At 37.5% G+C, this 17235-nt stretch carries 23 protein-coding genes and 14 tRNA genes; 4 read left to right on the forward strand and 33 right to left on the reverse strand.

The window, feature by feature from the left end; translation table 11 throughout:
- Positions 1–2: 2 nt before the first annotated feature.
- The 5 genes from VBD025_RS18070 to VBD025_RS18090 all read right to left on the reverse strand — a co-directional run bounded on the left by VBD025_RS18070 (position 3) and on the right by VBD025_RS18090 (position 3108).
- Positions 3–800, reverse strand: a complete 798-nt coding sequence (locus VBD025_RS18070) for a GNAT family N-acetyltransferase (protein WP_430791486.1) — start codon at positions 798–800, stop codon at positions 3–5.
- Between the two features lie 49 nt (positions 801–849).
- The gene (locus VBD025_RS18075) at positions 850–1323 is read right to left on the reverse strand and encodes a GNAT family N-acetyltransferase (protein ID WP_430788050.1); all 474 of its coding nucleotides are present in this window, start codon (positions 1321–1323) and stop codon (positions 850–852) included.
- A 30-nt stretch (positions 1324–1353) separates the two neighbouring features.
- The gene (locus VBD025_RS18080) at positions 1354–1614 is read right to left on the reverse strand and encodes a hypothetical protein (protein WP_430788052.1); all 261 of its coding nucleotides are present in this window, start codon (positions 1612–1614) and stop codon (positions 1354–1356) included.
- Between the two features lie 477 nt (positions 1615–2091).
- Positions 2092–2640, reverse strand: a complete 549-nt coding sequence (locus tag VBD025_RS18085; RefSeq protein WP_430788054.1) for a GNAT family N-acetyltransferase — start codon at positions 2638–2640, stop codon at positions 2092–2094.
- A 63-nt stretch (positions 2641–2703) separates the two neighbouring features.
- Positions 2704–3108, reverse strand: a complete 405-nt coding sequence (locus VBD025_RS18090; RefSeq protein ID WP_430788056.1) for a VOC family protein — start codon at positions 3106–3108, stop codon at positions 2704–2706.
- Positions 3109–3209: 101 nt separating this feature from the next.
- On the opposite strand from VBD025_RS18090, the gene VBD025_RS18095 reads away from it, so the two are divergent.
- Positions 3210–4088, forward strand: coding sequence for an aminoglycoside phosphotransferase family protein (locus VBD025_RS18095; protein WP_430788058.1), 879 nt, complete (start codon positions 3210–3212; stop codon positions 4086–4088).
- Between the two features lie 67 nt (positions 4089–4155).
- Complete coding sequence (locus VBD025_RS18100) at positions 4156–4593, forward strand: DUF6376 family protein (protein WP_430788060.1); 438 nt, start codon at positions 4156–4158, stop codon at positions 4591–4593.
- Positions 4594–4778: 185 nt separating this feature from the next.
- On the opposite strand, the gene VBD025_RS18105 is transcribed toward VBD025_RS18100, so the two are convergent.
- The 9 genes from VBD025_RS18105 to VBD025_RS18145 form a co-directional block, all read right to left on the reverse strand.
- Positions 4779–5132, reverse strand: a complete 354-nt coding sequence (locus VBD025_RS18105) for an alpha/beta fold hydrolase (protein WP_430788062.1) — start codon at positions 5130–5132, stop codon at positions 4779–4781.
- On the reverse strand, positions 5119–5499 hold the full coding sequence (locus VBD025_RS18110; protein WP_430788064.1) for an alpha/beta fold hydrolase: 381 nt from the start codon (positions 5497–5499) through the stop codon (positions 5119–5121). The genes VBD025_RS18105 and VBD025_RS18110 overlap by 14 nt, the downstream gene beginning before the upstream one ends.
- A gap of 14 nt (positions 5500–5513) precedes the next feature.
- Positions 5514–5834, reverse strand: coding sequence for a hypothetical protein (locus tag VBD025_RS18115; RefSeq protein WP_430788066.1), 321 nt, complete (start codon positions 5832–5834; stop codon positions 5514–5516).
- A gap of 258 nt (positions 5835–6092) precedes the next feature.
- Positions 6093–6644, reverse strand: coding sequence for an SLOG family protein (locus VBD025_RS18120; RefSeq protein ID WP_430788068.1), 552 nt, complete (start codon positions 6642–6644; stop codon positions 6093–6095).
- A 22-nt stretch (positions 6645–6666) separates the two neighbouring features.
- Positions 6667–7239, reverse strand: a complete 573-nt coding sequence (locus VBD025_RS18125; RefSeq protein WP_430788070.1) for a hypothetical protein — start codon at positions 7237–7239, stop codon at positions 6667–6669.
- Positions 7240–7648: 409 nt separating this feature from the next.
- Complete coding sequence (mscL, locus tag VBD025_RS18130; protein ID WP_430788072.1) at positions 7649–8029, reverse strand: large conductance mechanosensitive channel protein MscL; 381 nt, start codon at positions 8027–8029, stop codon at positions 7649–7651.
- Between the two features lie 132 nt (positions 8030–8161).
- Positions 8162–8605 carry an SgcJ/EcaC family oxidoreductase gene (locus VBD025_RS18135; protein ID WP_430788074.1) on the reverse strand — a complete coding sequence of 148 codons (444 nt, stop codon included), beginning with the start codon at positions 8603–8605 and terminating at the stop codon, positions 8162–8164.
- Positions 8605–8979, reverse strand: a complete 375-nt coding sequence (locus VBD025_RS18140) for a rhodanese-like domain-containing protein (protein WP_430788076.1) — start codon at positions 8977–8979, stop codon at positions 8605–8607. The genes VBD025_RS18135 and VBD025_RS18140 overlap by 1 nt, the downstream gene beginning before the upstream one ends.
- Before the next feature lie 135 nt (positions 8980–9114).
- Positions 9115–9519: an HIT family protein gene (locus tag VBD025_RS18145; RefSeq protein WP_430788078.1), complete on the reverse strand. Its 405-nt coding sequence runs from the start codon at positions 9517–9519 to the stop codon at positions 9115–9117.
- Positions 9520–9784: 265 nt separating this feature from the next.
- Here VBD025_RS18145 and VBD025_RS18150 point away from each other — a divergent pair, with 265 nt between their 5' ends.
- Complete coding sequence (locus tag VBD025_RS18150) at positions 9785–9985, forward strand: cold-shock protein (RefSeq protein WP_089533783.1); 201 nt, start codon at positions 9785–9787, stop codon at positions 9983–9985.
- Positions 9986–10143: 158 nt separating this feature from the next.
- Here VBD025_RS18150 and VBD025_RS18155 read toward each other — a convergent pair whose 3' ends face one another.
- A complete protein-coding gene (locus tag VBD025_RS18155; protein ID WP_430788081.1) occupies positions 10144–11070 on the reverse strand; it encodes a manganese-dependent inorganic pyrophosphatase in 927 nt (308 codons plus the stop codon).
- A 118-nt stretch (positions 11071–11188) separates the two neighbouring features.
- Positions 11189–11728, reverse strand: coding sequence for a hypothetical protein (locus VBD025_RS18160; RefSeq protein WP_430788083.1), 540 nt, complete (start codon positions 11726–11728; stop codon positions 11189–11191).
- 90 nt (positions 11729–11818) lie between these two features.
- On the opposite strand from VBD025_RS18160, the gene VBD025_RS18165 reads away from it, so the two are divergent.
- Positions 11819–12934 carry an NAD(P)/FAD-dependent oxidoreductase gene (locus VBD025_RS18165; RefSeq protein WP_430788085.1) on the forward strand — a complete coding sequence of 372 codons (1116 nt, stop codon included), beginning with the start codon at positions 11819–11821 and terminating at the stop codon, positions 12932–12934.
- 119 nt (positions 12935–13053) lie between these two features.
- Here the strand turns inward: VBD025_RS18165 and VBD025_RS18170 are convergent, their stop codons facing one another.
- From VBD025_RS18170 to VBD025_RS18250, 17 genes are all read right to left on the reverse strand, one after another.
- Positions 13054–13470 (reverse strand): universal stress protein, encoded by a 417-nt coding sequence (locus tag VBD025_RS18170; protein ID WP_430788087.1) that lies wholly within the window; start codon positions 13468–13470, stop codon positions 13054–13056.
- Between the two features lie 27 nt (positions 13471–13497).
- Positions 13498–14958, reverse strand: a complete 1461-nt coding sequence (locus VBD025_RS18175; RefSeq protein ID WP_430788089.1) for a SulP family inorganic anion transporter — start codon at positions 14956–14958, stop codon at positions 13498–13500.
- 189 nt (positions 14959–15147) lie between these two features.
- On the reverse strand, positions 15148–15789 hold the full coding sequence (locus VBD025_RS18180; protein WP_430788091.1) for a YczE/YyaS/YitT family protein: 642 nt from the start codon (positions 15787–15789) through the stop codon (positions 15148–15150).
- A gap of 151 nt (positions 15790–15940) precedes the next feature.
- Positions 15941–16023, reverse strand: a tRNA-Leu gene (locus VBD025_RS18185).
- Between the two features lie 9 nt (positions 16024–16032).
- Positions 16033–16106: transfer RNA gene (locus tag VBD025_RS18190), tRNA-Cys, on the reverse strand.
- Positions 16107–16119: 13 nt separating this feature from the next.
- A tRNA-Gly gene (locus VBD025_RS18195) sits at positions 16120–16194 on the reverse strand.
- Positions 16195–16197: 3 nt separating this feature from the next.
- A tRNA-Gln gene (locus tag VBD025_RS18200) sits at positions 16198–16272 on the reverse strand.
- Positions 16273–16297: 25 nt separating this feature from the next.
- A tRNA-His gene (locus VBD025_RS18205) sits at positions 16298–16370 on the reverse strand.
- Positions 16371–16381: 11 nt separating this feature from the next.
- A tRNA-Trp gene (locus VBD025_RS18210) sits at positions 16382–16455 on the reverse strand.
- 19 nt (positions 16456–16474) lie between these two features.
- Positions 16475–16559: transfer RNA gene (locus VBD025_RS18215), tRNA-Tyr, on the reverse strand.
- Between the two features lie 28 nt (positions 16560–16587).
- Positions 16588–16663: transfer RNA gene (locus VBD025_RS18220), tRNA-Phe, on the reverse strand.
- A gap of 23 nt (positions 16664–16686) precedes the next feature.
- Positions 16687–16763, reverse strand: a tRNA-Asp gene (locus VBD025_RS18225).
- Between the two features lie 27 nt (positions 16764–16790).
- Positions 16791–16867: transfer RNA gene (locus VBD025_RS18230), tRNA-Met, on the reverse strand.
- A 21-nt stretch (positions 16868–16888) separates the two neighbouring features.
- Positions 16889–16964 (reverse strand) — tRNA-Val (locus tag VBD025_RS18235).
- A 7-nt stretch (positions 16965–16971) separates the two neighbouring features.
- Positions 16972–17046: transfer RNA gene (locus tag VBD025_RS18240), tRNA-Glu, on the reverse strand.
- Positions 17047–17058: 12 nt separating this feature from the next.
- Positions 17059–17150: transfer RNA gene (locus VBD025_RS18245), tRNA-Ser, on the reverse strand.
- Position 17151: 1 nt separating this feature from the next.
- A tRNA-Asn gene (locus tag VBD025_RS18250) sits at positions 17152–17226 on the reverse strand.
- Positions 17227–17235: the final 9 nt, after the last annotated feature.

The following is a 17235-nucleotide window of genomic DNA, read 5'->3' on the forward strand; positions in this document are numbered from 1 at the left end:
CTTTATAAAATTTTCCGGTATACGTGTGTGAGCTGAAGAGGCTTAAATCCAAGGGAATAGTAGAGTTTTTCAGCACTATCATTCCCCTCCATATAGCAGATACGAATTTCCTCATAACCGTTATCCAACATTTTGTTTATCGCAAACTGAAGGCATTTTTTACCGTAACCATTACCCTGGTAACCTGGTGAAACCATAAGATTATCGATCTCCCCTACACCAATCGTTACAGACGCAACAACTTCATCCTTGTTTAAAACAAGATACGTATTTCCACTATTATTGAGAAGACCTTTTCGCTCCTCATTACTGTATGAAAGTTCATACGGTTTTAAGTCATTTGACCGCTGTATTTCATAGTAACATTCATTCTTAATCGTTCTGTATTGCTCATAATACATATCTTCATACTGATGGAAATCCAGATCTGAATTCCGGAATGGTTCACCCCTGAATATTAATTCAGGAGATCCCCACCACTTATTAAAACCGAACTTTTTGCAAAATGAACTTGGATCTTCCTCGTCTACTCGCATATAAGCAACAAGAACGTTAAGATTTTCTTTTTCAAGTTGTCTACTCAACGCATTATACAGCTCAGTTCCAATTCCTTTCCTTCGTTTGGATGCCGTTACGTATAGCTTTAAGTTGGCTTCTTTACCATGTCCTTCGCTATTCGAAAGCGTAACATATGCAAATCCTGCTATATGATTACCTTCCTCGTAAGTTAAAACCACTTTTGCATCCTCAGTAACTTCTGAGACCAAATTACCTTCAAACCCAGTATCTTCACTTACAATAAAATCAGTTAATTAATCCAAATTTTCTGAAATTATATTACGTATCATATTATTTCTCCTTTACCATGGTAATGAATTCGGTAAGATCTGATTCAAACTTATTTTTCTTTATAAAACCAAACTTTTCATAGAGCCGTATTGCCCTTTTATTAAAAGTAGCAACAGTCAATCGCATTCTGAGATTTGGGTTAGCTTGTTCAATATCGTGCAGTATAAAGGAAAAAAATGTAGTCCCAAATCCCTTTCCAGTTAGAGTTGGCTTCATTCCTATACCAATGTCCACCATGTCCTCACTGTATGCTTTGACTTTATTTCCAGCCGGAACCTGCGCAGAAACACCTGTACAAAAATAACCAAGTAATTCATCATCCTGGTCAACTATTGCAAAATATGAATAACTTAATAATTCTTCAATGGCTTCAGAATTCAACTCATTATTGTATAAATCATATGGTTTTTCATACTTCCAATGAAGTGTCTCAACTGCAAAATCCTGTGTCATCTTTCTCTTTATTAATCGCATAAACCTTCCTCGTTTCCCTACATCGCCGTACTAATCCTTCTCTTCTGTAGTTTTATTGTTCTTGTTCTCTTCATCATTGGACTTTTTCTTTTTTCTGAAGAAGTTTGTTGTCAATACGATTACCACACCAGCAAGCATGATAGGCATAGAGTAATTAATATAGTGTTCTGGATAATACTTGTTCCATCCAATGTCTTTGTTCATGCTTAATCCGAGCACAAATACCAGTAAACCGATATAAAATAGTAAGTTTCCTGCTTTCGTATACTTTTTAATTTTCATGCACCTCATTAATGTTTTTTGGCCGTGATCACTGGGATAGAAAAACCTTCCCTGCTCGTCCTTAATCTGTATCCATCATATCAAAAATCCGCTCTCCTGCGGGAGGATTTTTGGGAGAATATTTAGGAGAGTAAATTTTTTCGGGATTTTTAGTTGGATATCAGGATTTTTTAATGTTTATCAGGATTTTCGATAAGATATCAGGAAATATAATGGTTTATCAGGATTTTTATGTATATATCAGGAATTCACATAGAGGGCACTAAAAAACCACGCCAGTTTATTATAACCAGCGCGGTATATATACGTTCTATTAATTTACTGTTCGGCTCTTGCGTTTATTTCGAAACTTTTTAATCAACGGATAAATCATTGGTCCGTACTTAATTAATCGTTTTACTAATCTTCCCATTATTATCTCCTCCATTCAAAAATGGCTTGTCCTATAACTAAGCTTATAGGTTATATTTCCTTTATCCAGAGATATTAAACATTTAGCCTCCATTCTGTTTTCAGCATGGAAAGTACAAGAGCATCATAGGATTTATTGTTTTGATGAAGATAACCGCGCAGGATCCCTTCTCTAATAAAACCAATTTTCTCAAGAAGTTTATTGGAAGAAACATTATCAGGGAATGTTACTGCTCCTATTCGGAATAACTCCATTTCATTGAATGAATAATCTAACACCGCTCCAATTGCTTCCGTTGCAATTCCTCTGCGCCAGTAGTCCGGGTGGATTTCATAGCCAATTTCCGCCCGCTTGCTCCAATTACTGAGGTTATTCAGACCGATTGTTCCGATAAAAGAATTTGTTTTCTTCCAGAGTATCCCCCAGCGGATACCCTGTTTCTTCTTGTATGTATGTTGGAAAGAATCGATAATTTTTGCTGCTTCATCCATGCTGTTCAAACTATCCATCCCATAGAACTCTGTTACTGAATCGTTGGACATTATTTCAAAATATGCCAGCTCATGGGATTGATCAATATGAATCAATTTAAGTCGATCTGTCTCAAGTATCGGAAATTCCAATTATATCCCCTGCCTCAATTATAAATTTAATAGAATCATATCTTTTTATTATATTCCATTCTCTTATATCCCACTTGTATTCATGAGGACCACTCTCCAGCCATCAGGATCTGCAACTGTAATCCCTTTCTCTTCCCAGTAACGGTTTTCAGGAGGAACAGCTTTATATCCCATTTTCTGCAGTCGGTTATATATCTGATCAATCTCGTTTTTTTCCGGGATATACAGGACCAGCAAATTATCCTCGGATGGTGCAGGGCAAGGACTCCCGTCAACATGCTTCGTGAACTCTAAGTGATACTCCACACCCGGAAGTCCATATATAACACCGGTATAACCTCGATGTCCTGTAAAATCTGTAATTCGCTTTAATCCAAGTCCATATTCATAAAAATCGATTACTTCTTCAAATTTATCTGTGGGTCTAGCGATTCTAATTTGTGCAGTTGCAAAATCATTAAATTTCATAGTAAACATCCTCTCTAACTTGATTTATTCAACTATTGTTTTTGTTTTCCTGCTTGTCCGTGATAAAATTCTTTTAAATAATAGCAAGGAGCCCTGAGAAGATGAATAAGAAAGAAAAACTTAATTTTATTTCCACTTCACTTCCTGAATTAAAAATTACACATGTTCTAGTTAACGATACAGGCTGGGACAACGACGTTATCATAATTAATCGGGATTTAGTATTTCGTTTTCCTAAAAGTAACGAGATTGCTGAAAAAGTGCTGATAGAATTTGATTTATTGAAATCATTGAATACACTTCATTTACCTTTAAATGTGCCGGATTATCACTTATTATACGATCAGAATAGACCACTGAAATGTGTTTATTATCCATTAATTAGTGGGGTCACTTTAGGTGAATACGCTGTTATTGGGAACACTGATGAAAATGCTAAATTACTTGGAGAGTTTTTGACGTTATTGCATAGTTTAGAAACTAGTTCCGGTTTAGAAACAGCCCATACGCATGATTTCTGGATTAACTTATTTGACTCAGTGCAAAAAGAAATTTTTCAGTTCCTTAGCGAACAGCAGAAATATGATGTTTCCAAAACATTTAATACTTTTCTCGAGAATTATCCACCACATACCCTGCCGAAATCTGTTATCCATGGTGACCTGACCGCGTCCAATATAGTTATGGATAATGCTACTGAGCGAATTAATGGAATTATTGATTTTACAGATGCACAAATTGGCGATCCCGCATTTGACTTTGCAGGGTTTTACTGGAATTTTGGTCCTGAGTTTACTAAATGTGTGCTAGCCAACTATCAGGGAGTGGAAGCATCAGAAGCAATTTTTGACAGAGTTAAGCGTTTTTATGGGCTGCAACCAGTTTTTCACGAATTATTACATGCCACCCGAAATGGTGATCCTGTAGATTGGACAACTGCAATGAATAAATTTTCCTTGCTTAAAGGACGCAATACTTAGTGGTTTAATCGGGTGATTACCAGTCACAAATGGTACAATTAACATAAGCGTTAGAAAGGAGAATCCGATGAAAAAACTTACCACTTCAATACTCGTTTCTGCTTTATTGGTTTTAAGTGGCTGTTCGCTTCTTGAAGAAGCTAATAACTCATTAAATTATGTTAACGAATCTACAGACTATATAAATGAATTAAGTACATTTGCAGAGGATACTTCGTCCTTGGTTAGTGAGGCGGCGACTAACTCTGAAGCTAAAGCGGAGTTAGAAGCACAATTAACCTCATTAAAAGAAAACATTGAAGCTTATAACGGAATTGAAGTCCCTGCACTGGCAGAAGATATTCACCAGGAACTAAAAGCTAAAAATAAACAACTAGAAGAAGCCGTGAATAATGTCTTACAAAATGGTGAACTAGCAGTTGATAAACTGGAGCAATCTGAGATTTATAAAACAATTAACGAAATCACTGGTTTAATGGACCAAATTGAACAATTAGGCCAATGATAAAAAAACCGCTTCTTTATGAAGTGGTTTTTTTATTTATTCAATTTTTCTCCTCTAATTACACTCATGATTATATATCCATTTGAAGTTGTCCCTTTATACGGTTTCTCACATATTTGTCGAACCAACCAACTGTTTTCTAACTGATACTCTCCGTTTAATCCATAGCTTTTAATTAACCTTTATTAAACGCTTTCAATCTTTTGTAAAAACCCATCAAGAATTTTGGAATATAACTCCGGCTGCTCCTGATGTACCAGATGCCCAGCAAAAGGAATGACTGCTGTATGCACTCTTTCATTTGTCCGAGGATAAATACTCGCTGTTTTTACCTCATCAGTACTTCCTTCTCCCACCATGAACAGAACTGGCATATCTAACGAGTCAAGATTTTCAGTTTCAACAAACGGGTACCATTCTGGATCTCTAGCCATATATAAAAATTGTCTCCAGTCACCTTCATGCATGCTGTCAAACAGACTTATAACTTCTTGATCCTGCAAAAGCTCCGTTTGATGCGCTACATCAGCTGCATGCATGCATATCTATCCATTCTTTTGGACGGCCAGAGGTTACCCCAGATAAAGTTAAACTTTTTACTTTACCTGGGTATTTCTTCGCAAAAAAAATACTGATCAATGACCCAAGTGAACACCCGACTATATGGGCAGACCCAAGTCCGAGATTATCTATTGTTTCCGCTAAGTCGTCCGCAGAGTCCTGGAAATAGTTTGATAGATCAGCAGATGCTGACTTTCCATGTCCTCGCAAGTCCGGCAGTATCACCTTGTAATCCCTTTTAAAATAAGTTGTTTGATGCTCAAAATCAGTAGTGCCAGTTTGTAATCCTGTATGTAAAAATACGAGTGGTTCTCCTTCGCCAACAGTTTCAGTATGTAAAATCATAATATCCTCCTGTTTTATAGATATTCAGCATAATAGATTATCGTCATTACAAAACTTCCAACAACAAATAAAACCATTCCGATCATAACTGGTGAAAAATGGACATGAAACTGTTTTACGCCACCGGCATCCTGTCCTGTCCACGCTTTTTCACTTACATTAAAGCTATTATTTGATTGATTCGTCCACATTAGTAAAAGCCAAACAATCGCAAAAATCCCTAAGCTTCCAAGAAACAAAATATCCATAAAATTCCACGTTAACACAACAGATACTACCCATAATACAATTGCTTCAAGTGCTAAAGTCAACAATACCCATCCGAATTTTTTCATCGAAACCTCACCACCTTAATCCTCTTATTAGGGTACAAATATTCCGTTTCAATTAACTGTTTTCTGAACCGCCGCTTAATTACACCTCCAAATTATTAATTAGTTCAAAATATTAATTGTTTTTCGTTTATTACTTATATTGTACCTATAGTTGGCGGTACTGTCATTATCCTTTTTTGTCGAAATTCGTCTGCTGGTTTCTGCTGCTCGGGTTAAAGTAGGATATAGTGAGGTGGTCTTGCGTGGTACTACTGTGATTTAATTCCAATAGTCTGGATCGCTCATTCGCAATTCTTCAACTGCATCGTCTAAATCAGTTGGAGTAATTATATATACCGGATAGTTATTTGCTTTTTTTGCTTTTTCATAAAAGAATCGGGTACTCCCTGGAAATTCATCATCCATAAGAATTAGTGAAGCATCACTTTTTTCTATAAACCACTCATCTTTTGCTTTAAACTGAAAAGCTCCCTTATATTCACCTTGGTAAATAGGTTGATGAAAGTCTGCTGCCATGATTAGTTCTTGATAACTCTGTTTAATTGCTTCTGGCCATCGATTTTCCTGATTTTCAAATGGGGGAAATACACCAAGTTTAAGATCGTACGTTTCCTGAAGTTCCAGCACAACTTCACCTGCCCATGCTTCTACTCCCATTTGGCCAGAGATAAGCACCCATTCCAGTCCTTCATCAATAAATGAAAGTAATCGCTTTTTTATTGCCGCTTTTATGAATGTAATCTTATTATCATCAGCTTTAAAAATACCTAATTCCATTGACTTGTACCCTGTTACATTCAATATTTTCATGAAGAAAGTTACCCCCAATCTATTAATTGTTAATTACGTAAAATAGGATGAATACAATCATGGTAACTACAAGAATGATTCCCCCTAAAAGTCCTAGTATTACAGATTTCAGTGTGAACCCTTTAAAATCTTCAACTGTATTTGCACGATCGATTTTTCTAAAGTGAAAATACATTAAAATGTTAATAAGTAATATAATTGGCAGGACAAATACCGCCCAAAATCCAGCAAAGTCAATATGATGCGAACCTTTGATATCTGGAAGTGTTAGCGCCTGCAGTACGAATAATCCACCAACTATCAGGTTGGAATAATTACCAGTTTTATATTGTTTTTCCCATTCCTTACCCATTTTCTTTTTTTCGTATTTTGCTACCTTCTCCAAAATAGGGAACCATGATTTTGTATGATCCTTCTTTGTAAGTCTTGTAATTGAAAAAGTTAACATGGTAATTCCAAGTATTAGATTGATATCATAGATTGAGATTTCTATAATATCTAACAAGAAAAATAAAATTGTCATTAAAGCAAGAAAAGCGATATTAAAAAAAATTAATTGCTTCTTTCTCATTTTTAATATGTCCGATGTATCCAAGGAATTACCTCCTTTGATTTTCATGTGCGCCATTATAGTATACTTCTACTTATACAGTATGTATTCCTTCTCGGTATTCCCTCTTGAATTATATGCTTTACTTATACGTAAACAAAACAGGTCAACATCCTTTAAAGGATGCTGACCATATATTTCAAAACCTTAATTAAAGTTCATCACAAAAATTCCAATTACAAAAACAATAAGGGGTATATACCATACCAATTCTGTGGACTTTCTTCTAGCGACCTCATTACCTTTACCCTTCATGTTGAAGTCCCCCTTTATCATCAAATATTTACAACGTTTTATAGTGTAAATCGTAGAAGAGAAAAAGGCAATACCTTTCTACCATTTTCATTCGACATAATTTGACAAATCCCGGGTGGTACCTGGTACCGAGACGATCCTATTTCTTCTTGTTCTTCAAAAGATCCCTTATTTCAGTTAGGAGCTCTTCTTTGGAATCTGGTTTTGTCTTTGGTTTTTCCTCAGGTTTTTCTTTAGGATGGAAGCTCATTAAAAAACGAACCGAGAGAAAAACAGAAAAAGATATGATTATAAAATCAATAATTGATTGAATGAAAATACCATATGTAACCTCAGCTTTACCTATTTTATACATCAAATTAGTGAAATCAATTCCATCCAGCAAAATGCCAATCAAGGGTGTAATAATGTTGTCTACCAGAGAAGATACAATATTACCAAATGCCGCCCCGATTACTACCGCTATTGCTAGATCAAGTACATTACCTTTTAACGCGAATGCTTTAAATTCTTTCCACACAAAATCACCCCTATTTAATATATATAGGCTTATTTAAAAAATAGTATAAAAAAGGACTTTCTATTAAAAGAAAAGTCCTTGCTCTAATTAATTTTGTTTATGCATTCATCAAAAATATCTGAGAAAGTTGAATTATTTTGCTAATTCTTTTAGTTCATCCGTCATTTTCGCTACTTCTTCTGGACGGCCATGAAATTTTGCAGGCGTATTTTGGAAAAGTTCTATAAACCAGCTTCCATTTTTGTTTGATGCTACTAGTGTATGGTGTGTATTCAGATTTGGATCTGGTTCATCCTCTTCATGAGGTACCATTCCAGCAATAGCCCGCACTATAACTGTATCTGCATTCACCTTACGCAACCCCTTCACTTTATGCACAAATGGAGGTGTAGGATGCTGATCAAAAATAGGTTCCAGATGAGAGAAAATTTCAGAACTTCCAAAAGCTATACTGCCGTCAAACCCGATCATTTCTCCTTCATCAGCGAATAAATCCGCCATTCCTTTTGCATTACGATTATTCCAGGATTCAATTAAAAATTCGTACAATTCAATTGCTTCGTGTGATTCAGTCACTATCTGCTTCCTCCTTGATTCCAGGCTTGAAGTCCACCATTTACTGTTGTAACATAGCGGAATCCTCTTCTTTTTAGTTTAGCACTGGCTTTTTTCATTGCTCGTTTGTTATCACTTATTAAAATAATTTCATTACCCCGCTCAAGCTTATCAATATTACCTGATAGTTCTTTAAGTGGTATATTATCAAATCCTTGCATGTGCTCACGATTATACGCTTCTGAAGTTCGCAAATCGATAAAGTGTTTATCTCTGTCATTTAAACAACCGCGTAATTCTTCAGGTGTTTTATGTTTTACACCGATTACTGGCATCATACTTTTTAACAAAAGATAGAAAACTACAGCTAGTACAACAACTAAAATATTTTCCAACTATATACAACTCCCTAATAAAGCGTTCACTATTAGGAAAAGTACCTTAATTGATGCATCTTGTCAAAGATTTTACAAAAGAACCATAATTTTAATTTCTCAGTTAAGCAGGTGTCAGATCATTTAACGCAGTTATTAGCTTTGAGGACGTTTATTCTCCGGCTGCTTAATCCAATTTCGAATACCCTTGCCTGCATACGGTTCATCTTTAAACCTTGGAATAACATGTAAATGTGCATGAGGTATGGATTGACCCCCAACCTTTCCAGTATTCCAACCAACACTGTATCCGTCTGGCTTATATGTTACATCCAGAACTTTTTTCGCCTCAAGCAGCAAATCCCGTGTATCATTCCATTCGCTCTCAGATAAATCAAACACAGTTTGCACATGATTCTTAGGTATAATTAATCCACTTCCTTCCAATATCTCTTGTTCGATTGTTTTTTGAATGTAGTAACAGGAGTCATTTTCCAAAATTATTTTTTGATCACTTTGCTGCAAAGGAGAACAAAGTGGGCATGTTTGATTGTTGCTCAAAAAAATCCCTGCTTTCTTTTAATATAATTAATCCCTATCATATCAGTCTTTAGAGCTAATTTGAACAAGCAGCCAATGATTTATTTTAATTATTTTCCGGAAAAAGTTGATGTTTTAAAATTTCCATGCTATACTTAGGTTAATTATTCGTTGTTCGGTAGTAAATTAAGGATTGCAGAACCAACTTTATAGTGATTCTCAACTTGAATTATGATGAAGAGCAAGAATAGTAATAACGTGCTATAAGCACATGGAGGAATTTTTAATGAATAACGGTACAGTAAAATGGTTTAACGCAGACAAAGGTTTCGGTTTCATCGAGGTTGAAGGTGGAGACGACGTATTCGTACACTTCTCAGCTATTCAAGGCGAAGGGTTCAAAACTCTAGAAGAAGGCCAAGCAGTAACTTTCGAAGTTGAAGAAGGAAACCGCGGACCACAAGCTACTAACGTTAACAAAGCGTAAGTAACTTAACCAAATTTACACAAAAACACTTCTCATTCTGTGAGAAGTGTTTTTTTTTTGCATATTAGAAAACTTGGCTTCTCGCCAAGCCTTAATGGTGAAATCCTTAGTTGCTAAAAAACCCCTTCTCAGCATAAGAGTAGGGGTTTTTAAAAAAATTATTTAAACGTATCCGTTAAGTTTGTAACGATCTGTTTTTTTCGTGATACAACACCTTTTAATAATGCACGATTCTTTTCCAGCTTCACGTTAAAGGCTTGTTCCACATTATCTTTAGCTTGTCCGAGTGCAATAACTTCTGAATCGTTGTTAAGAATATCAGTCACTACAAACAAAAATAGATCCAATTTTTTGTTTGCAATTAAAGCATTTATCTCTTTTTCAAGATCCGGCTGCAGTTCCAGCACCTTATTAATATCAACTGCATTCACTTGTGCGATTTCCACTTTTGCCTCATTCATTTCAAATTCCTTTGCATCCATTGTGATTAAATCCTTAATTGATTTATCACTTAGGTCAGCTCCAGCCTGAAGCATTGCCAATCCATACTCTTCCAGGTTAATTCCAGCAACTTCTGCCAGTTCATGGGCAGCATCTGCATCTTCCTGCGTACATGTAGGTGATTTTAACAATAAAGAGTCTGAAATAATTGCTGACACCAATAATCCCGCAATATCTCTCGTAATTTCTACGTTATTTTCCTCATACATTTTCTTTAGAATTGTTGCAGTACAACCGACAGGCTCAACGCGGAAATATAGTGGCTCCCTGGTTTCAAAGTTAGCAATTCGATGATGATCGATTACTTCCACGATCTTTACATCTTTAATATTATCGACACTTTGCTGGAACTCATTATGATCGACCAGAATTACATTCTCTACATCTGAAGGAACCTTTTCAATTAATTGTGGCTTTTCCACGTTAAAATAGTCTAAGGCATATTGCGTTTCTTTGTTTACTTCACCTAATCGCACTGCCTCTGTGTCATACCCAAGTTTATTTTTTAAATTTGATGCAGCCAGGGCTGCCGTAATCGTATCTGTATCTGGATTTTTATGTCCAAAAATGAATGTTTTAGCCATTTAAACTCTCCTCTACCATTCTATGAAATAATAATGTACTTCCTATTTATATCAATTTTAAGTTACAATTGCAAAAGAAAATAATTTCTAATTCCAAACAAAACAGCTCTGTGCATCCTCATTGAGAATCAGAGCTGTTTTGTTTGTTATACCAGGCGATGATAGCACTTTTGGTTTCTTCGTCATCGACCTCGCGCAATCCAAACCCGTGCACGTCCACCACACGTACATATTCAGTGGATCCATGCATCAACTTTACAATGCAGTATCCTTCAACCATAGAAGGCACTATATCAAGTATTGATTCATTTTTATAATAGTGCTCAATTTTTTCGCGGTCCTCATACGGTAAGTACCATTCATTCGTTTCGTTTTCCTGTTCTATTTCTTCTTCGTAAACTATCTCGTTTCTGTTTACGATTTCGTCATTATTCATTCTTAAATAGATGCGGTGCAGAAGTTGAATATTCTCAGCAAACCCAATACACAGCATTCCTAAAGTAAATCCGCCAATAAACCATAAGCAAAACAAACCCCAGTTAAAAGTATTCCCATAGTCCATTCCTGCGGCACCAAAAATGACTCCGCCAAGCAAACCGATAGTAATCTGGACTACACCAACAATAAAAAGAATTTTTGCCACTATATTCTCATACATTCGACGTTGCCTCCTTCGTTAATAGTATGACACAGAATGCAAAAAACGTTATAGTAAAAATAAGAAATTATATAGAAATGGGATTTTAGCATGAAAAAAATTATTGTAATTGGCGCAGGTATCCTTGGTGCTTCAACAGCATACAAGCTGGCAAGAAGTGGTGCAGACGTAGTTATTATCGATCGGCAAGATGCTGGTAAAGCTACAGATGCCGCAGCTGGAATTATATGTCCATGGCTTTCTCAGCGACGTAATCAAAAGTGGTATCAGCTTGCTAAAGGTGGCGCAAAAATATATCAGAGTATAATCGACTCACTGGCAACTGACGGCGAAACAGATACTGGTTATGATCGTGTAGGCGCATTAAGCATCCATACTTCTATTGAAAAACTGGAAGCTATGAAAAAACGTGCATTGAAGCGACGTGTTGATGCACCGGAAATTGGTGATGTTACGTTGCTTAACCATGACCAGGCAAAAGAACTGTTTCCACTTCTGGAAGCGGATTTTCAAGCTGTACATGTCAGTGGTGCGGCACGAGTAGATGGTCGAAAGCTTTGTAAATCATTAATAAATGGTGCTCAAAAGCATGGTGCAAAGTTAATATCCGGCCATGCAGCAATTCTTCACGAAGAGAAAAAGATAACAGGTGTGCAGGTTAACAAAGAAAAAATATATGCTGATTCAGTCATCGCAACCAATGGTGTATGGATGAATCAGCTCTTGCAGTCGTTAGGAATTGACTTCGATGTCACAAGTCAAAAAGCACAATTAATGCACGTACTCGTTCCAAGATTAGATTCTTCCAAATGGCCAGTAATTATGCCTCCTAATGATCAATATATTTTATCGTTAGCAGATAGTAGAATTGTACTTGGAGCGACTCATGAGAATGAAGCAGATCTCGATAATCGCGTGACTGCTGGTGGAATACTCGAAATACTATCCAAAGCTTTATCCATCGCACCAGGATTGGCTGATAGTACAGTCTTAGAGACTCGTGTAGGGTTCAGACCATATACACCAGGTTTCTTACCTGTCTTTGGTCCTGTCGAGCGTTATGAAGGTCTCCTGATTGGAAATGGACTAGGGGCTTCAGGGCTAACTATGGGACCGTTTATCGGTGAACAGCTTGCTAAACTAGCACTTAATCAGCAAACTGATGTCGATTTGGAAAACTATTCTGTATCTCAAGCAATAAATTAGAAAACTAGGCTAATCGACAAGCCTTAGTTACACTTATGTAGTAAGTAAAAATATATACTTCCTTTAACTGCGCACAAAAAAACCGATTGGCATCCGTAAAGCCAAGTCGGTTTTTTTGTTTACTTTATAATCAACACTGGGCAGTTTACTCGTTTTGCGACTTTATGACTTACACTGCCTAAGATGAATGTCTGCAGATTGTTTAAGCCCCTACTTGCGATCACAACGCAGTCAAACTCACCATTGTTTGCATACCTGACTATAGTGGGGCCAGCATCCCCGTGAAGAATTTCAACACTATATGAAACGCCTGCACGATGAAGCACATCTTCAACTGGATGAATTTTTTCTCTGCGACTCTGCTCAACTGAAAATTTATCTGCATGGTGGAGCACATCAGACTTCGACTTAGATCCATCTACAACATAGATTACCTGAATTGTCCCTTCAAATTTTCTTGCAAGTTCAATTGCGTGCTCAGTCGAACGTATGGAATGTTTGGATCCATCTGTCGCTAACAAGATATTTTTAAACAAAAATACTGCACCTCATTTCAACTATTTCTAATGACCGGAAGCTTTTGATAAACCACCAATTTTATTTTTCAGATGCTGACTATCTTCGTTTAAACCAGTATAACTTACATTAATTTTCTGCTGATCAAATTTCGTTTCAATTTTATCCAGTGCACCAATAGCGGAGTCGTCCCATAAATGAGCATGAGTTAAATTAATCTCCACATCACTGATTGTATCCTGGTAATTAAATTTCTTAGGAAAATCGCTGACTGACGCAAAAAATAACTGTCCATTCACATAGTATATACGTTTTTGTTCATCAGGAACTAAATCACTGGTAACGTTAACCTTTGAAATTTTTGCTGCAAAGAAAATGGCACTTAACAGAACTCCAGCCAATACTCCTTTAGATAAGTCATGTGTAAGCAGTACGATTACCACTGTACTTACCATTACAACTGCATCTGTTTTGGGCAGTTTATGCAAGTTACGTAGTGAAGACCAATCAAAGGTACTGATAGAAACCATGAACATAACACCTACTAAAGCCGCCATTGGAATTTGAACGACAACATTTCCTAGTACAATAATTAAGAACATAAGAAACGCTCCAGCGATGAACGTTGACAATCGACCACGCCCACCCGATTTTACATTTATTACGGATTGTCCAATCATTGCACAACCCGCCATCCCGCCGAAGAAACCAGCAACAACGTTTGCGATTCCCTGACCACGACTTTCTCTGTTCTTATCCCCCTCAGTATCTGTCATGTCATCGACAATACTTGAGGTTAATAGTGTTTCCAGCAAACCAACAATTGCGAGCGCTAGTGAATATGGGAATATGATCATTAGCGTTTCAAGTGTTAACGGTATTGATGGAATTAGAAATACTGGTAACTGTGAAGATAAATTACCTAAGTCACCAACTGTTTTTATGCTTAACCCACCAACAACCGTAATGAAAGTTACTACAATGATTGCGACAAGTGTAGACGGTACAGCTTTTGTAATTCTAGGAAACACATAAATAATTACTAGAGTAAGCGCAACTAATGAATACATCACCCATGTTTCTCCTACAAAATGTTGTAGCTGTGCCGTGAAAATTAAAATTGCTAATGCATTTACGAACCCGACCATTACCGAACGTGGTACGAATTTCATAACACGTGCAAGCTTAAACACACCGAACAAAATTTGAATGACACCAGTTAATATGGTAGCTGCCAGTAAATATTGTAAACCGTGTTCCGCTATAAGTGTTACCATTAATAACGCCATTGCTCCAGTAGCAGCAGAAATCATTCCTGGCCGTCCGCCAACTATGGAAATTACGATTGCTATACAAAAAGATGCATACAACCCAATCATTGGATCAACACCTGCGATAATGGAGAATGCAATTGCCTCAGGAATTAGGGCCATGGCTACAACTAATCCAGATAGCACATCTCCTCTGATGTTTCCAAACCATTCAGTTTTTAATCGTTCAATATTCAAATCTATACCTCTTTCTATTAATTTATTAAAGCTTTCTACAAAGCCTTATCCGTAAATAACCTATTTATTATACCACATATAGGAATAATACAAAAAGGTATAGAAGTTTTACAATCAATGAGATTTGGCACTATACGTCAATTAGCGTTGATATTGCTGCATTAAAAAATCTGCCAAAACAATGTCGGATTATGCAGATTCATCTTGTTTTTTTACTGTTGCTTTCTCTGTTCGATCAATAAACATCTTAAATTTCAAATAAAAGAATTGAAAGAGCGGACTTTGGATAAACGTAAATAAAAATGTGAAAATAAACACTGGACCACCTAATAACCAGCCTATAATTAACACACTAGTTTCTGTAATAATACGGACCCGTCTTATTGGTGCACCAGTCTTATCTGAGATGGAAAGCATGAAACCATCTCTCGGACCGGAACCTACACCAGCTGCATTATACATTCCACCGCCAAATCCCATAAACACTATTCCAGTTAACAGTATAACAATGTCGACCCACCACGTTAATGATGCATGTGGTAAAAAATCGAACCAAAGGAACAGATCAACAAAAATTCCAACAAGGAATGCATTTAAAAATGTACCAAGCTTAATATAGCTTTTATCCAGGATAAAGGAAATGAAGACAAGCAAAATACCGCATATAATATTCCAGGTTCCAATCGTAAATCCGTACTTCTCAAACAAACCAACACTAAGTACATCCCAAGGGTGGATACCCAAATACTGAACATTAATCGTAATAGAAATTCCTAAGCTGAAAAACATTAAACCGATGAAAAAAAATAACCATCTAATACTGTAAGACATATGCAACCTACTCTCGCGTAACAATATATTTATAGTGCTGTATCTTGGTGAAAGATTCAACCCCGAGTAATTCTTATCTGGACATAAAAAAAGACAATGCCTGATTATCTCAAAAGCATTGACTTTATAACTGTTACTATAATTTTCAGGATACCAGTGGCCGGGTTCGAACCGGCACATCCAGAGGATACATGATTTTGAGTCATGCGCGTCTGCCAATTCCGCCACACTGGCATTATATTTTGGAGGCGGCAACCGGATTTGAACCGGTGATAAAGGTGTTGCAGACCTGTGCCTTACCACTTGGCTATGCCGCCGTATAAGAAGTCTTGGAGCGGAAGACGGGATTCGAACCCGCGACCCCCACCTTGGCAAGGTGATGTTCTACCACTGAACTACTTCCGCAAATGGCTGGGCTACCAGGATTCGAACCTGGGGATGACAGGATCAAAACCTGCTGCCTTACCGCTTGGCTATAGCCCAATATTAATGTCTTTATATTAAAAAGGGCGACCGGTGGGGATTGAACCCACGCATGCCGGAACCACAATCCGGTGCGTTAACCACTTCGCCACGATCGCCATAATTATAATGGCAGGGGTAGCAGGACTCGAACCCACATTGACGGTTTTGGAGACCGTAGTTCTACCGTTGAACTATACCCCTACAAGGTATTAAATTAAAATGGTGGAGGGGGGCAGATTCGAACTGCCGAACCCTGAGGGAGCGGATTTACAGTCCGCCGCGTTTAGCCACTTCGCTACCCCTCCACATTAAATAAATCTTTAAATGCAAAAATGGTGGCTCAGGACGGAATCGAACCGCCGACACAAGGATTTTCAGTCCTTTGCTCTACCGACTGAGCTACTGAGCCGCTATGTATTTAGATTACAAAAGTGGCGGTCCGGACGGGACTCGAACCCGCGACCTCCTGCGTGACAGGCAGGCATTCTAACCAACTGAACTACCGGACCACTATGTAAGTTACATTGAAAATAAATTGGTTGCGGGGGCAGGATTCGAACCTGCGACCTTTGGGTTATGAGCCCAACGAGCTACCGGACTGCTCCACCCCGCGATATGAAAATAGTATTAAAAATGGTGGAGGATGCAGGGCTCGAACCTGCGACCCCCTGCTTGTAAGGCAGGTGCTCTCCCAGCTGAGCTAATCCTCCAAGTAAGTGGTGACCCGTACGGGATTCGAACCCGTGATACCGCCGTGAAAGGGCGGTGTCTTAACCACTTGACCAACGGGCCAAAATATTATAGTGGCGGAGAGCGAGGGATTCGAACCCTCGAGACCACGTTAGCGGTCTACACGATTTCCAATCGTGCTCCTTCGGCCACTCGGACAGCTCTCCATGGCTCCACAGGTAGGAGTCGAACCTACGACCGATCGGTTAACAGCCGATTGCTCTACCTCTGAGCTACTGTGGAATGGAATGT

This window comes from Virgibacillus flavescens (assembly GCF_050574275.1).
GTDB classification, from domain to species: Bacteria; Bacillota; Bacilli; order Bacillales; family Amphibacillaceae; genus Virgibacillus_F; species Virgibacillus_F flavescens.

Excerpts from the sequence above, each read along its gene's own strand:
- VBD025_RS18155 (WP_430788081.1), bottom strand. The coding sequence starts at position 11,070 with ATGGCTAAAACATTCATTTTTGGACATAAAAATCCAGATACAGATACG.
- VBD025_RS18100 (WP_430788060.1), top strand. The coding sequence starts at position 4,156 with ATGAAAAAACTTACCACTTCAATACTCGTTTCTGCTTTATTGGTTTTA.
- VBD025_RS18150 (WP_089533783.1), top strand. The coding sequence starts at position 9,785 with ATGAATAACGGTACAGTAAAATGGTTTAACGCAGACAAAGGTTTCGGT.
- VBD025_RS18160 (WP_430788083.1), bottom strand. The coding sequence starts at position 11,728 with ATGTATGAGAATATAGTGGCAAAAATTCTTTTTATTGTTGGTGTAGTC.
- VBD025_RS18110 (WP_430788064.1), bottom strand. The coding sequence starts at position 5,499 with ATGATTTTACATACTGAAACTGTTGGCGAAGGAGAACCACTCGTATTT.
- VBD025_RS18095 (WP_430788058.1), top strand. The coding sequence starts at position 3,210 with ATGAATAAGAAAGAAAAACTTAATTTTATTTCCACTTCACTTCCTGAA.
- VBD025_RS18105 (WP_430788062.1), bottom strand. The coding sequence starts at position 5,132 with ATGCATGCAGCTGATGTAGCGCATCAAACGGAGCTTTTGCAGGATCAA.
- VBD025_RS18080 (WP_430788052.1), bottom strand. The coding sequence starts at position 1,614 with ATGAGGTGCATGAAAATTAAAAAGTATACGAAAGCAGGAAACTTACTA.
- VBD025_RS18180 (WP_430788091.1), bottom strand. The coding sequence starts at position 15,789 with ATGTCTTACAGTATTAGATGGTTATTTTTTTTCATCGGTTTAATGTTT.
- VBD025_RS18090 (WP_430788056.1), bottom strand. The coding sequence starts at position 3,108 with ATGAAATTTAATGATTTTGCAACTGCACAAATTAGAATCGCTAGACCC.
- VBD025_RS18075 (WP_430788050.1), bottom strand. The coding sequence starts at position 1,323 with ATGCGATTAATAAAGAGAAAGATGACACAGGATTTTGCAGTTGAGACA.
- VBD025_RS18120 (WP_430788068.1), bottom strand. The coding sequence starts at position 6,644 with ATGAAAATATTGAATGTAACAGGGTACAAGTCAATGGAATTAGGTATT.
- VBD025_RS18165 (WP_430788085.1), top strand. The coding sequence starts at position 11,819 with ATGAAAAAAATTATTGTAATTGGCGCAGGTATCCTTGGTGCTTCAACA.
- VBD025_RS18115 (WP_430788066.1), bottom strand. The coding sequence starts at position 5,834 with ATGAAAAAATTCGGATGGGTATTGTTGACTTTAGCACTTGAAGCAATT.